The sequence below is a fragment of the Pseudomonas haemolytica genome, from assembly GCF_009659625.1.
Lineage (GTDB): Bacteria > Pseudomonadota > Gammaproteobacteria > Pseudomonadales > Pseudomonadaceae > Aquipseudomonas > Aquipseudomonas haemolytica.
Genome location: NZ_VOIW01000006.1, coordinates 177,298 through 190,695 on the forward strand (window position 1 = coordinate 177,298; position 13,398 = coordinate 190,695).

The following is a 13,398-nucleotide window of genomic DNA, read 5'->3' on the forward strand; positions in this document are numbered from 1 at the left end:
TGATGTGTTGACGCTTATTGCGCAATGAACGGCGTCTAGGGCTGACGCAATTCACTGGGGGGCTGCCCGACAATCCGCCGGAACGCGCGAGAGAACTGGCTGGCACCGGCAAACCCGGTTTCCAGGGCAATATCCAGCAGGCTGCGGTCAGTGGTGCTGATCAAGTGCTTGGCCCGGTTGACCCGACACAGCAGCAGGTACTGGTACGGAGACATGCCGAACGTGCGCCGGAATACCCGAGAGAAATGGTATGGGCTAAGGTTGACGATGTTCGACAAGTCGGCCAGGCGCACTTCATTGGCCAGTGACGCCTCGATGTAGTCGGTCAAACGCTGGCGCTGCGCCATCCCCAGTTCACCGGTATTGACCGGCGCGACCGGCGGCAGTTGTTGCAGTGAACACACCTCTTGCATCAACAGCATGACCAGGGTTTCCAGGTACAAGGTCTCGGTCCTGCCGCGGCGGACCACTTGATCCAACCGCTCCAGCAAACCTCGCAGGAACCCATCATGACAACTGATCAGCGGCTTGAGATCCGCTTGCACGCGATAGCTTGGGCAGGCTTTCGCCAATTGATCTTCGTCTACCGACACCAGCACATAACCCACCCTGGCACGCTCTCCCGTCCAACCTTCAAATAAGGAGCCTGCCGGAATAAAGTCAATGAACTGGTCCAGCGCACGCGGCCCAGCCAGTCGTAAGCCATCGATGCTGACTTCACCATCACTGACCGAGCCCTGCCGATACAGCACAAACTGATGGTACTGGCGGCGCATTTCAAAGCGGTGAGGGCGATGCGCCACCTGCACACATTCAATAGCGCCCCAGGGTGGAAGCTCTCGGCGGATCATGTGCGAAATCCGCGCTGGGGTATAAGTCAGTCCTTCTGGCTCGCTCTCTACCGCTTCGTCAAGAAACGCCTGGACATCGGCATGAGGTGAAGAGGACATCCCGCGCTCCCGAGTAGTATTCAGTCAGGTATTCATTAAATAATGGTGTCATTCGTCTATCAGACAGGCCAGGCAAGACATCATTTTCCTGTCCGGCAGTATGCCGGACACCGCTACGAGTGCACGCCCCTCAATGATTAACGTCCAATATGCCACAGCCCTGCTGCTCACCACTTTACTGCTGGGCGGCTGCACAACCCAGCGAGCCCCGGGCTCATCAGGCGAGCACCTGCCGCTGATCGTGGCCCATCGGGGTGGTACGGCCGACTTCCCGGAAAACACCCTGCTGGCAGTAGAGAATGCCTTGCGCAATCACATCGACATGCTCTGGCTTACCGTGCAAATGAGTCGTGACGAAGTGCCCGTGTTGTACCGGCCTGCCGACCTGAGCGCCAATACCCAGGGGGCAGGAACGGTGGCAGAAAAAACCTGGGCGCAGTTGCAACAACTCAACGCGGGTTGGCAGTTCAAGCAAACCGCAGCGGATGGCCGCGTGACCTATCCTTATCGGACCCAGGCCGTATCGCTGCCCTCGTTGCAGCAGGCGCTGGCGGTAATTCCGGCCACAACGCCAATCATCCTCGATATGAAGGCGTTGCCGGCCGCACCGCAGGCCCACGCTGTCGCCCGGGTATTGGAGCAGAACCACGCCTGGGACCGGGTATTGATCTACTCTACCGACGCCAGCTACCAACAAGCGTTCGCCCAATACCCTCAGGCCCGGCTGTTCGAATCCAGGGACCTGACCCGTGAACGCCTGGCAAACATCGCCCTGGCACATAACTGCACACCGGCGCCGCAGCCAGGAAGTTGGGTAGCGTTTGAGTATCAGCGCAAGGTGGAACTGGTGGAAACCTTCACCCTGGGTGAAGCGCGCTCATCGGTGACGGCAAGACTGTGGACGCCCCAGGCTATTGGCTGCTTCCAGTCGCGGGGCAAGTCGAACATTCTGGCAATTGCGGTCAACAGTGAAGAGGATTATCGCGCCGCCGCGTGCCTGAAGGTCGATGCGGTATTAGTGGATTCGCCGCGCCCCATGGCGGCGATGAAGCAGCGGCTCGAACGGCCGCTGCAGTGTCGCTGACTCAGCTCTGCTTGTAGCCGCGCACTTCATCCACGCCACGGTTGGCCAACTGGTCGGCGCGCTCGTTGCCAGGGTGGCCGATGTGCCCCCGTACCCATTTCCAGGTGATGTCGTGGCGGTTGCATTGCTCATCAAGCAGTTGCCACAGGTCGGCGTTCTTGACCGGCTCCTTGGCCGCCGTCTTCCAGCCGCGCTTCTTCCAGTTGACCATCCACTCGTTGATGCCCTTCATCACATATTGCGAGTCGGTCACCAACAGCACGTTGCAGCGCCGCTTGAGCTCTTCCAGGCCACGAATGGCGCCCATCAGCTCCATGCGGTTATTGGTGGTGTTGGCTTCGCCGCCCCACAGTTCCTTCTCGACACCCTTGCACACCAGCAAGGCGCCCCAGCCGCCCGGGCCGGGGTTGCCCTTGCAGGCGCCATCGGTGAAGAGTTCTACGCTATCGGTCATCGGTTGCATCCATCAAAACGGGCTGGCGGTAATTGACCGACAGTATCCCGAGGCCGAGCAGCCCGGCCTGAAATCAAAAGAGGTTTAGGGTTCGCTTTGCTTGCGGTTGACCTTGGCCATCGGCATCGGCACCAGCTTGCCCATGGGTTGGCGCAGCTCCTGTCGCACCGGCCGCAGCCCGACCACGATCTTGCGCGCTACCAATAGATAGAAGCCGCCACCCGCGAGTTGCCAGGCACCCGCTCGGCGTTCCCAGCCGGCCAGGCGACCCTGCCACTTGGCCGTCGCCAGCGGCGGACGATAGCACCCGAAGCGACGTTTCTCCAGCGCGAAGCCCAGCAGGTTCAGCCAGTCCCCCACCCGCGACGGCGAGATGCAGCGCGCCTGGCGCAGGCCGTCATGGGCGAACACACGGCGCAGGCCCCAACTGCTCCAGGGGTTGATACCGACAATCAGCAAATGGCCACCAGGGCGCACGCTGCTGGCGGCTTCGCGCAGCAGACCATGGGGCGACAGGCAGAAATCCAGGCCATGCTGCAACACCACCACATCGGCGGCGTGTTCGCTCAAGGGCCAGGCCTGTTCCTCGCAGACGATCTCCACCCCTGGCAACGGCGCACCCAGGCGTACATTGCGTTGCACCTGCGGCGCCGAGGGCGGGGTTTCGGCCGAGGGCCCGTAATGCACCAGGTAGCCGCCAAAGAAGCGGCCCAGCTCGTCTTCGAGCATGCGCCGTTCTTCATCCAGCAGAAATTGCCCAATCGGCCCGGACAACCATTCGCGGGCCGCGCTGATCAGGGCCAGCCACTCAGGATCGGCCTGGGCGAACGCTTTATCGGTCATTGCATTCTCCAACTCGCCAAGACGTTCTAAGATGCACCAATGTGTTCAGCTTGGCGAATCAAACAATGATACAGATCAGTGCCCTGCCCGCCTTTACCGATAACTACATATGGTTGCTGCAAGACCATCGCAGCCATCGTTGCGCGGTGATCGACCCAGGTGACGCCACGCCGGTCCTGGCCTGGCTGGAGAACCACCCCGAGTGGGTGCTCAGTGACATTCTGGTCACCCATCACCACCACGATCATGTCGGCGGCGTCGAACAACTCAAGCGTGTGTGCGGCGCGACGGTCTATGGCCCGGCCAATGAGAACATCCCGGCACGAGACATCGGCCTGGCCGATAACGACCGCATCACCGTGCTGGGCTGGGAGCTTGAGGTGTTCGCCGTGCCCGGCCATACCCTGGGCCATATCGCGTTTTATCGCCATGGCCTGTTGTTCTGTGGCGACACCTTGTTCGCGGCCGGTTGCGGCCGGCTGTTCGAAGGCACGCCACACCAGATGTACACTTCCCTGGAACGCCTCGCGGCACTGCCTGACGATACGCTGATCTACTGCACCCACGAGTACACGCAAAGTAACCTCAGATTCGCCCAGGCGGTGGAACCGGACAACCTCGACATCGCTGAACGCGTGGGAAAAGTCGCCCAACTGCGCGCCCACGGTAAAATGACGCTGCCGTCCAACCTGGCGCTGGAAAAGCTCACTAACCCTTTCCTACGTACCGCTGAAACATCCGTTAAACAAAAAGCGGACGAACGGAATGGCCGCGACAACCGCTCTGGGGCCGAGGTGTTTGCTAGCTTGAGGGCTTGGAAAGATACGTTCTAACAGGATGCAATCTGATACGTAATTTCTGAATGGTTGACCGGAACCAAAGCGCTTTCTAGAATCGCCCGACATTTTTGCCCGGAACTTACTTCCAGCCAATGTCGTCATCTATTCGTAAATCCATTTCTTCAGACGCATTGACCCGCCTGGCTCAAGCCGTGGCGGTGGCTGTTTCCGCAACTCTGGCGGGCTGCCAATCGACCAATTACGCTGCACAATCCACCGTGCAACCCAAACCCAATCTTGCTGCCAAGATCAAGCAAAAACCTATTTGGCTATCAGAGAAGCCTAGCCCCGAAGTGCCCCAGGATGTCTGGGAACGCATGCGTCGGGGCTTTCAATTGCAGGACGGTGCAGGCGTCAACCCGCGCATCGAGCAACAGCGCCTGTGGTTCGCCAGCAACCCGTCCTTCCTGGAGAATGCCGGGGAACGCGGCAGCCTCTACATTCATTACATTGTCGAACGCCTTGAAGAACGCAACATGCCCCTGGAGCTGGCGCTGCTGCCAGTGATTGAAAGTGCCTACAACCCCATGGCCTATTCGCGCAGCGATGCGGTCGGCTTGTGGCAGTTCATTCCCTCCACCGGCCGCTACTTCAACCTGCGCCAGACCCGCGCCTACGACGGCCGCCGCGACATCACCGCCTCCACCACCGCCGCCCTCGACTACCTCACGCGCCTGCATGACATGTTCAACGGCGACTGGCTGCTGGCCCTGGCGGCCTATAACGCCGGCGAAGGCACGGTGAGCCGTGCGATCGAGCGCAACGAAAAGCTCGGCCTGCCCACCGATTACTGGAACCTGCCCCTGCCCCAGGAAACCAAGGACTATGTGCCCAAGTTCCTGGCCTTGTCCCAGGTGGTGCTGGCGCCGGAGGCCTATGGCGTCAACCTGAACCCGATTGCCAACACGCCGTACTTCGAAGTGGTTGAAGTCAAGCAAAGCATGGACCTGTCACGGGTTGCCGCGCTGGCCGAGATCGACGAAGACGAACTGTTCCAGCTCAACCCGGCCTTGAAACAACGCACCACCCTCGACGGCCCCCAGCATTTGCTGGTACCGACTTCCAAGGCACAACTGCTGACCAGTACCCTTTCGACGATGAAGCCGGAAGAATTGCTGAGTATGCGCCCTAGAAAACCGGTGTTCGACGAAGTCGAGACCAAGGCGGTTGCCGGGCGTACCCGCAGCTACAAGGTGCGCAGTGGCGACAACCTCACGTTGATCGCCAAGGCCAACAAGGTCGATGTGCATGACCTGCAGCGCTGGAACCAGCTCAACGGCCAGGCACTCAAGGTCGGCCAGACCCTGGTGATGCAAGACACCCGCAAGGCCGCCGTGAAAAAACCGGTGCAGTACAAGGTCAAGAAAGGCGACTCGCTGTACATGGTCGCCAAGCGCTTCAACGTCGAGATGCAACATCTCAAGCGTTGGAACCCACGCACCGGCCAGGCGTTGAAGCCAGGGCAGATGCTGGTGGTTTCCGGGCCAAGATAAAGGCCTCAAGAACACCGGGAGGCTAATGTGGGAGGGGGCTTGCTCCCGATAGCGGTGGGTCAGTCAGCCTATGTATTGGCTGACAGGCCGCTATCGGGAGCAAGCCCCCTCCCACATTGGATCGCCATCGCTCCAACTGGCTTTTTCCAGCCGGAACAAGCTGTTACTGTACCGATCATAAAGCCCAAGCCGCCTGGATCGGATCTCTGACTTGAAGCGTCCTCTCCTTCTACTAATAAGTCTGGCCTTGAGCTTTGCTGCGAACGCGACGATTACCGAGAGCCACGGTTACGCGCAGTTCGGCTCACTCAAGTACCCGGCCAAATTCACCCATTACGATTGGGTAAACCCTGCAGCGCCCAAAGGCGGGACATTGCGGGTCATGGCATTTGGTACCTTCGACACCCTCAATCCCTACACCTTCAAGGGCACAAGCCCGGTTTCCACCGCCAACTTCCTGCAATACGGCGTCAATGAGCTGAACGAACCCTTGATGGTCGGCACCGGCCAATACGCGCCGTCCGGCGACGAACCCACCTCCAGCTACGGGCTGATTGCCCAATCAGTGGAATACAGCGAGGACCGCAGTTGGGTGGTGTTCAACCTGCGCCCCGAGGCACGCTTTCACGACGGCAAGCCGATCACTGCCAATGACGTGGCGTTTTCCTATCGCACCCTGCTGACAGATGGTCACCCGCAATACCGCACCAACCTGCAGGAAGTGGCCCGGGTCGATATCCTCAACCGCCACCGCATTCGCTTTGTATTCAAGCGCGCCGGCAACCCGTTGTTGATCCTGCGCCTGGGCGAGTTGCCGGTGCTGCCCCAGCATTACTGGAAGAACCGCGACTTCAAGGCCACCACCTTCGAATCGCCGTTGGGCAGCGGGCCGTACCGCATCACCAAGGTCGCCCCTGGCCGGCAGTTGGTGTTTGAACGGGTCAAGGATTACTGGGGCAAGGACCTGCCGGTCAACCAGGGTTTCTACAACTACGACAAGGTCGAAGTGGAGTTCTATCGCGACAGCGACGTGGCCTTTGAAGCGTTCAAGGCAGGCGAATTCGATATTTATATCGAGCACCAGGCCAAGAACTGGGCCACCGGCTACAACTTCCCGGCAGTCAATCGCGGCGATGTGATCAAGGCACAGATTGCCCACCAGATTCCCACCCAGAGCCAGGGTTTGTTCATGAACACCCGTCGCCCGGCCTTCAGCCAGGCCAAGGTGCGCGAGGCCCTGGGGTTGATGTTCGATTTTGAATGGACCAACCGCACCCTGTTCAGCAGCGCCTATAAACGCTCCGTGAGCTATTACCCCAACAGCGAATTCTCGGCCAGCGGCCTGCCGACCGGGCATGAATGGTTGATGCTTTCCCCCTACCGCGACCAATTGCCGGCGGCCCTGTTCACCCAAGCATTCAGCCTGCCGCAAACCGATGGTCGCGGCATCCCCCGCGACACCCTGCGCCGCGCACTGGCCCTGCTCGGTGAGGCCGGCTGGAAACTGTCGGGGCAGCGCCTGCTCGACAAGGACGGGCAACCGCTGCGCCTGGAGATCCTGCTGGTCAACCCGAACCTTGAGCGCATCCTGCAACCTTATGTCGAAAATCTGAGCCATATCGGTATCGATGCGCGCTTGCGCACCGTCGACCGTGCACAGTACAAACAGCGCCTCGATCAATTCGATTTCGACATGATTCTGATGACCCTCAACCAGACCCTCAGCCCCGGTCTTGAGCAGTGGCAATACTTCCACTCCAGCCAGGCGGCGATCAAGGGCAGCAAGAATTACGCCGGTATCGCCAACCCAGTGGTCGATCACCTGCTGGATCAACTGCTGGCGGCGCAGACCCGCGAAGAACAACTGGCCGCCGGCCGTGCCCTGGACCGTGTGCTGCTGTGGCAGCACTACAGCATTCCCAACTGGTACCTCAACTATCATCGCCTGGCGTACCGTAACCGGTTCGCCTTCGTCACCACGCCGCCCTATAGCCTGGGCTTGAGCGCGTGGTGGCTGAAAGCTTCGGAGAAAGCCCAATGATGTCTTTGCGTACTGCTTTGCTCGCCAGCCTGTTGCTGTGCACCGCGGCGCAAGCCGCCCCGCAACATGCGCTGACCCTCTACAACGAGCCGCCCAAATACCCCGCCGACTTCAAGCATTTCGACTACGTCAATCCCGACGCCCCCAAGGGCGGCACCTTCCGTGAATCGGCCATGGGCGGCTTCGATAGCCTCAACCCTTACATCAGCAAGGGCGTGCCAGCGGACAACCTGCCGCTGATCTACGACACCCTGGCCATGCAGAGCCTGGATGAACCCATCACCGAATACGGCCTGGTGGCCGGCAAAATCGAAAAAGCCCCGGACAACAGTTGGGTGCGTTTCTACCTGCGCCCCGAAGCGCGCTTCCACGATGGCCACCCGATCCGTGCCGAAGACGTGGTGTTCACCTTCCAGACCCTGATCAAGGACGGAACGCCGCTCTATCGCACCTACTACGCCGACGTCGATGAGGTGGTGGCCGAAGACCCGCTGCGCGTGCTGTTCAAGTTCAAGCGCACCAACAACCGTGAATTGCCGCTGATTCTCGGGCAGTTGCCGGTACTGCCCAAGCACTGGTGGGCGAGCCGCGACTTTTCCAAGGGCAACCTGGAGATCCCCCTGGGCAGCGGGCCGTACCAGGTGGCTGAGGTCAAGCCCGGACGCATGATTCGCTACGAGCGGGTCAAGGACTATTGGGCCAAGGACCTGCCGGTGACCAAGGGGTTCTACAATTTCGATACCCGCATCACCGATTACTACCGCGACAGCACCGTATCCCTCGAAGCCTTGAAGGCTGGGCAGTTCGACTACTGGCTGGAATTCAGCGCGAAGAACTGGGCCAATGCCTACAACATTCCGGCAGTGACCCAGGGCCGCCTGATCAAGGAAGAAATCCCCAACGGCAACCCCACCGGCATGCAGGGCTTTGTGTTCAACACACGCAAGCCGATGTTCCAGGATGTACGGGTGCGCAAGGCCATCAGCCTGTTGCTGGATTTCGAATGGAGCAACAAGCAGCTATTCAACGGCGCCTACACCCGCACCCGCAGCTACTTCGAGAACTCGGAAATGGCCGCCACCGGCTTGCCTGGGCCGGATGAACTGGCGATCCTTGAGCCGCTGCGTGACAAGATCCCTGCCGAAGTCTTCACCCAGGCGTTCGAACCGTCCCGCACCGACGGCAGCGGCATGATCCGCACCCAGCAGCGCGAAGCCTACCAACTGCTGCAGGAGGCTGGCTGGAAGATCGTCGACGACAAGATGGTCGACACCACCGGCAAGCCAGTGACCATCGAGTTCCTGCTGGCCCAGACCGAGTTCGAGCGCATCCTGCTGCCGTTCAAGCGCAACCTGGCGGACCTGGGCATCGACCTGGTGATTCGTCGGGTGGATGTCTCACAGTTCATCAATCGCCTGCGCTCGCGGGACTTCGACATGTTGGTGGGCAGCTTTCCGCAATCCACTTCACCCGGTAACGAGCAGCGCGAATTCTGGAAATCCTCCAGCGCCGACAAGCCCGGCAGCCGCAACTACATGGGCCTCAAGGACCCTGCCGTCGACCAGTTGGTGGAAGAGCTGATCGACGCCGGCTCGCGCCAGAGCCTGATTGCCCACGCCCGGGCGCTGGACCGCGTACTCCAGTTTGGTTACTACGTGATTCCCAACTGGCACATCAAGACCTTCCGCGTGGCGTACTGGGACCACTTGGGCCACCCCAAGATCTCGCCCCGCTACGACGTAGGCACGGCCACCTGGTGGGCCAAACCCGACGTCAAACCGGCGGTCTCCCTGGACACCACGCAAAACGCCGATACGGCAAGCGGAGGCGATTAAATGCTGGCCTATATAGTTCGCCGCCTGTTGCTGATCATCCCCACGCTGTTCGGGATCCTGCTGATCAACTTCGTCATCATCCAGGCCGCCCCCGGTGGCCCGGTGGAGCAGATGATCGCCAAGCTCGAAGGCTTCGACGGCGCCACCAGCCGCATCGCCGGTGGCGGGGCCGAGGTCGCGGTGGCCGGTTCCAGCTACCGTGGTGCCCAAGGCCTGGACCCGGCGTTGATCAAGGAAATCGAAAAGATGTACGGCTTCGACAAATCGGCGCCGGAACGCTTGTGGATCATGGTCAAGAATTACGCCCAGCTGGATTTCGGCGACAGTTTTTTCCGTGACGCCAAGGTCATCGACTTGATCAAGGAGAAGATGCCGGTGTCCATCTCCCTCGGGTTATGGAGCACCCTGATCATGTACCTGGTGTCGATCCCCCTGGGGATCGCCAAGGCCACGCGCCACGGTAGCCACTTCGATGTATGGACCAGCTCGGCCATCATCGTCGGCTATGCGATCCCCGCGTTCCTGTTTGCGATCCTGCTGATCGTGGTGTTTGCCGGTGGCAGTTACCTGGACTGGTTCCCCCTGCGCGGGCTGACCTCCAACAACTTCGACGAGTTGAGCTGGAGCGGCAAGATCCTCGATTACTTCTGGCACCTGGCCCTGCCCGTCACCGCACTGGTGATCGGTAACTTCGCGACCATGACCCTGCTGACCAAGAACAGTTTTCTCGACGAAATCAACAAACAGTATGTGGTCACCGCCAAGGCCAAGGGCCTGACCAACCGCCGCGTGCTCTACGGCCATGTGTTCCGCAACGCCATGCTGCTGGTGATTGCCGGTTTCCCTTCGGCCTTCATCGGCATCTTCTTTACCGGCTCGTTGCTGGTGGAAGTGATCTTCTCCCTCGACGGCCTGGGCCTGATGAGCTTTGAAGCAGCGATCAACCGCGACTACCCGGTGGTGTTCGGCACGCTGTTTATCTTCACCCTGCTGGGGCTGGTCGTGAAATTGATCGGTGACCTCACCTATACCCTGGTCGATCCGCGTATCGACTTTGCCAGCCGGGAGCATTGAGATGAACCTGTCCCCCCTCAATCGCCGCCGGTTCGAGCGCTTCAAGGCTAACAAGCGTGGCTGGTGGTCGCTGTGGCTGTTCCTGATCCTGTTCGTGCTGAGCCTGGGCGCCGAGCTGATTGCCAACGACAAGCCCCTGGCCGTGCACTTCGACGGTGACTGGTACTTCCCGGCGCTCAAGCGCTACCCGGAGACCACCTTCGGCGGCGAATTCCCCCTGGAAGCCAACTACAAGAGCCCGTACATCCAGGAGCTGCTCAAGGCCAAGGACGCCTGGACCTTGTGGGCGCCGATCCCATTCAGCTACCAGAGCATCAACTACGACCTGAAGGTACCCGCCCCCGCGCCGCCCTCGAGCGTCAACCTGCTGGGCACCGATGACCAGGGCCGTGACGTGCTGGCGCGGGTGATCTATGGCTTTCGCGTATCGGTGCTGTTTGCCCTGACCCTGACCGTGCTCAGTTCAATCATCGGCGTGATCGCCGGCGCCTTGCAGGGTTTCTATGGCGGCTGGGTCGACCTGGCCGGGCAGCGCTTCCTGGAGATCTGGTCCGGCCTGCCGGTGCTCTACCTGCTGATCATCCTCGCCAGCTTCGTACAGCCCAACTTCTGGTGGCTGCTGGGGATCATGCTGCTGTTCTCCTGGATGAGCCTGGTGGATGTGGTGCGTGCCGAGTTCCTGCGCGGGCGCAACCTCGAATACGTGCGGGCGGCGCGGGCGCTGGGCATGCAGAACGGTGCGATCATGTTCCGCCATATCCTGCCCAATGCGATGGTCTCGACCATGACCTTCCTGCCGTTCATCCTCACCGGCGCCATCGGCACCCTCACCGCCCTGGATTTTCTCGGCTTTGGCCTGCCGGCGGGCTCGCCGTCGCTGGGTGAACTGGTGGCCCAGGGCAAATCCAACCTGCAAGCGCCGTGGTTGGGCATGAGTGCCTTTGCGGTGTTGGCGATCATGTTGAGTTTGCTGGTGTTTATCGGCGAGTCCGCTCGCGATGCGTTCGACCCGAGGAAATGAGATGAATCAGGACAATCTGATCGAAATCCGCGACCTCAGCGTCGAGTTCGTCACCGGTGAGCATCACCACCGCGTGGTCAACCAGGTGAGTTTTGACATCAGGCGCGGCGAAACCCTGGCGCTGGTGGGCGAAAGCGGCTCCGGCAAATCGGTGACGGCCCACTCGATCCTGCGGTTGCTGCCCTACCCGTTGGCACGGCACCCGTCCGGCACTATCGAATATGCCGGGCAGGACCTGCTGACGCTCAAAGAGAAGACCCTGCGGCATATTCGCGGCAACCGCATTGCGATGATCTTCCAGGAGCCGATGACCTCGTTGAACCCGCTGCACTCCATCGAGAAACAGATCAACGAAGTGCTCGGCCTGCACAAAGGCCTCACCGGCAAGCTCGCCACCCTGCGCACCCTGGAACTGCTGGAGCTGGTGGGCATCCCCGAACCGCACAAACGCCTCAAGGCATTGCCCCACGAACTGTCCGGCGGCCAGCGCCAGCGAGTGATGATCGCCATGGCATTGGCCAACGAGCCGGAGTTGCTGATTGCCGATGAGCCGACCACAGCCCTGGATGTCACCGTGCAGTTGAAGATCCTGGAACTGCTCAAGGAGTTGCAGGCTCGGCTGGGCATGGCGCTGCTGCTGATCAGCCACGACCTCAACCTGGTGCGGCGCATTGCCCATCGTGTGTGTGTGATGCAGCAAGGCTGCATCGTCGAGCAGGCCGATTGCGAGACGCTATTCCAGTCGCCCCAGCATCCCTACACCCAGGAATTGCTGGCGGCGGAGCCCAGTGGTGGGCCGGCCAGCAACGTGGTGGGGCCACCCTTGCTGGAGGTGGATGACCTGAAAGTCTGGTTCCCGATCAAGAAAGGCTTTTTGCGCAACACCGTGGATTACGTCAAGGCCGTGGACGGCATCAACTTCAGCCTGCCGCAAGGGCAGACCCTGGGCATAGTGGGTGAAAGCGGCTCGGGCAAATCCACCCTGGGCCTGGCGATTCTGCGCTTGATCGGCAGCAAAGGCGGGATTCGCTTCGAAGGCCAGCAACTGGACAAGCTTACCCAGCAACAGGTGCGCCCGTTGCGCCGGGAAATGCAGGTAGTGTTCCAGGACCCGTTCGGCAGCCTGAGCCCGCGTATGAGCGTCAGCGAAATCGTCGGCGAAGGCCTGCGCATCCACAAGATGGGCACGCCTGCCGAGCAGGAAGCGGCGATCATCGCGGCACTCAAGGAAGTCGGCCTGGACCCCGAATCCCGCCATCGTTACCCCCATGAATTCTCCGGAGGCCAACGCCAACGTATCGCCATCGCCCGCGCCTTGGTGCTCAAGCCGCGCCTGATTCTACTGGACGAACCCACCTCGGCCCTCGACCGCACGGTACAACGCCAGGTGGTGGAATTGCTGCGCGGCTTGCAGGCCAAGTACAACTTGACCTACCTGTTTATCAGCCACGACCTGGCGGTGGTGAAGGCGCTGAGTCACCAGTTGATGGTGGTCAAGCAAGGCCAGGTGGTGGAGCAAGGTGATGCGCGAGGTATTTTTGCTGACCCGCAGCATGCGTATACCCGGCAGTTGCTAAAGGCAGCTTTTCTAGTACCGGCGTGACGGAATCCGGGGCGAAATGTGGGAGCGGGCTTGCTCGCGAAGGCGTCGGTCCAGCAAACATTGATGTTGGCTGACCCACCGCTTTCGCGAGCAAGCCCGCTCCCACAGGGGTACGCGCGCAGCATCGATCAGGTCGGCTGTCAGGCCGCCATCGGGGGCAA

11 protein-coding genes are annotated in these 13,398 nt (G+C 60.7%); 8 read left to right on the forward strand and 3 right to left on the reverse strand.

The genetic code is table 11. From position 1 onward, the window contains the following. Window positions 1-35: 35 nt before the first annotated feature. On the reverse strand, window positions 36-950 hold the full coding sequence (locus tag FRT59_RS20035) for a helix-turn-helix domain-containing protein (RefSeq protein WP_080752969.1): 915 nt from the start codon (window positions 948-950) through the stop codon (window positions 36-38). Between the two features lie 133 nt (window positions 951-1,083). On the opposite strand from FRT59_RS20035, the gene FRT59_RS20040 reads away from it, so the two are divergent. Next, a complete protein-coding gene (locus FRT59_RS20040) occupies window positions 1,084-2,034 on the forward strand; it encodes a glycerophosphodiester phosphodiesterase family protein (protein ID WP_153872152.1) in 951 nt (316 codons plus the stop codon). A gap of 1 nt (window position 2,035) precedes the next feature. Here the strand turns inward: FRT59_RS20040 and rnhA are convergent, their stop codons facing one another. Further along, window positions 2,036-2,488 carry a ribonuclease HI gene (rnhA, locus tag FRT59_RS20045; RefSeq protein WP_003173571.1) on the reverse strand — a complete coding sequence of 151 codons (453 nt, stop codon included), beginning with the start codon at window positions 2,486-2,488 and terminating at the stop codon, window positions 2,036-2,038. A gap of 84 nt (window positions 2,489-2,572) precedes the next feature. Next, a complete protein-coding gene (locus FRT59_RS20050) occupies window positions 2,573-3,331 on the reverse strand; it encodes a class I SAM-dependent methyltransferase (protein WP_153838300.1) in 759 nt (252 codons plus the stop codon). Between the two features lie 65 nt (window positions 3,332-3,396). On the opposite strand from FRT59_RS20050, the gene gloB reads away from it, so the two are divergent. The 7 genes from gloB to FRT59_RS20085 all read left to right on the forward strand — a co-directional run bounded on the left by gloB (window position 3,397) and on the right by FRT59_RS20085 (window position 13,237). Beyond that, the gene (gene gloB / locus FRT59_RS20055; protein ID WP_153872153.1) at window positions 3,397-4,164 is read left to right on the forward strand and encodes a hydroxyacylglutathione hydrolase; all 768 of its coding nucleotides are present in this window, start codon (window positions 3,397-3,399) and stop codon (window positions 4,162-4,164) included. A 98-nt stretch (window positions 4,165-4,262) separates the two neighbouring features. Further along, window positions 4,263-5,663, forward strand: a complete 1,401-nt coding sequence (locus tag FRT59_RS20060) for a transglycosylase SLT domain-containing protein (protein WP_153872154.1) — start codon at window positions 4,263-4,265, stop codon at window positions 5,661-5,663. 211 nt (window positions 5,664-5,874) lie between these two features. Further along, a complete protein-coding gene (locus tag FRT59_RS20065) occupies window positions 5,875-7,704 on the forward strand; it encodes an extracellular solute-binding protein (protein WP_153872155.1) in 1,830 nt (609 codons plus the stop codon). Then, complete coding sequence (locus FRT59_RS20070; protein ID WP_153872156.1) at window positions 7,701-9,539, forward strand: extracellular solute-binding protein; 1,839 nt, start codon at window positions 7,701-7,703, stop codon at window positions 9,537-9,539. Before FRT59_RS20065 ends, FRT59_RS20070 begins: the two co-directional genes overlap by 4 nt. After that, window positions 9,540-10,613, forward strand: a complete 1,074-nt coding sequence (locus FRT59_RS20075; protein ID WP_153838303.1) for a microcin C ABC transporter permease YejB — start codon at window positions 9,540-9,542, stop codon at window positions 10,611-10,613. Window position 10,614: 1 nt separating this feature from the next. After that, window positions 10,615-11,634, forward strand: a complete 1,020-nt coding sequence (locus tag FRT59_RS20080; RefSeq protein ID WP_153838304.1) for an ABC transporter permease — start codon at window positions 10,615-10,617, stop codon at window positions 11,632-11,634. Between the two features lies 1 nt (window position 11,635). Further along, window positions 11,636-13,237 carry an ABC transporter ATP-binding protein gene (locus FRT59_RS20085; RefSeq protein ID WP_153838305.1) on the forward strand — a complete coding sequence of 534 codons (1,602 nt, stop codon included), beginning with the start codon at window positions 11,636-11,638 and terminating at the stop codon, window positions 13,235-13,237. Window positions 13,238-13,398: the final 161 nt, after the last annotated feature.

Coding starts and splice junctions, on each gene's coding strand:
- FRT59_RS20035 (WP_080752969.1), bottom strand. CDS start 950: ATGTCCTCTTCACCTCATGCCGATGTCCAGGCGTTTCTTGACGAAGCG.
- FRT59_RS20040 (WP_153872152.1), top strand. CDS start 1,084: ATGATTAACGTCCAATATGCCACAGCCCTGCTGCTCACCACTTTACTG.
- rnhA (WP_003173571.1), bottom strand. CDS start 2,488: ATGACCGATAGCGTAGAACTCTTCACCGATGGCGCCTGCAAGGGCAAC.
- FRT59_RS20050 (WP_153838300.1), bottom strand. CDS start 3,331: ATGACCGATAAAGCGTTCGCCCAGGCCGATCCTGAGTGGCTGGCCCTG.
- gloB (WP_153872153.1), top strand. CDS start 3,397: ATGATACAGATCAGTGCCCTGCCCGCCTTTACCGATAACTACATATGG.
- FRT59_RS20060 (WP_153872154.1), top strand. CDS start 4,263: ATGTCGTCATCTATTCGTAAATCCATTTCTTCAGACGCATTGACCCGC.
- FRT59_RS20070 (WP_153872156.1), top strand. CDS start 7,701: ATGATGTCTTTGCGTACTGCTTTGCTCGCCAGCCTGTTGCTGTGCACC.
- FRT59_RS20075 (WP_153838303.1), top strand. CDS start 9,540: ATGCTGGCCTATATAGTTCGCCGCCTGTTGCTGATCATCCCCACGCTG.
- FRT59_RS20080 (WP_153838304.1), top strand. CDS start 10,615: ATGAACCTGTCCCCCCTCAATCGCCGCCGGTTCGAGCGCTTCAAGGCT.
- FRT59_RS20085 (WP_153838305.1), top strand. CDS start 11,636: ATGAATCAGGACAATCTGATCGAAATCCGCGACCTCAGCGTCGAGTTC.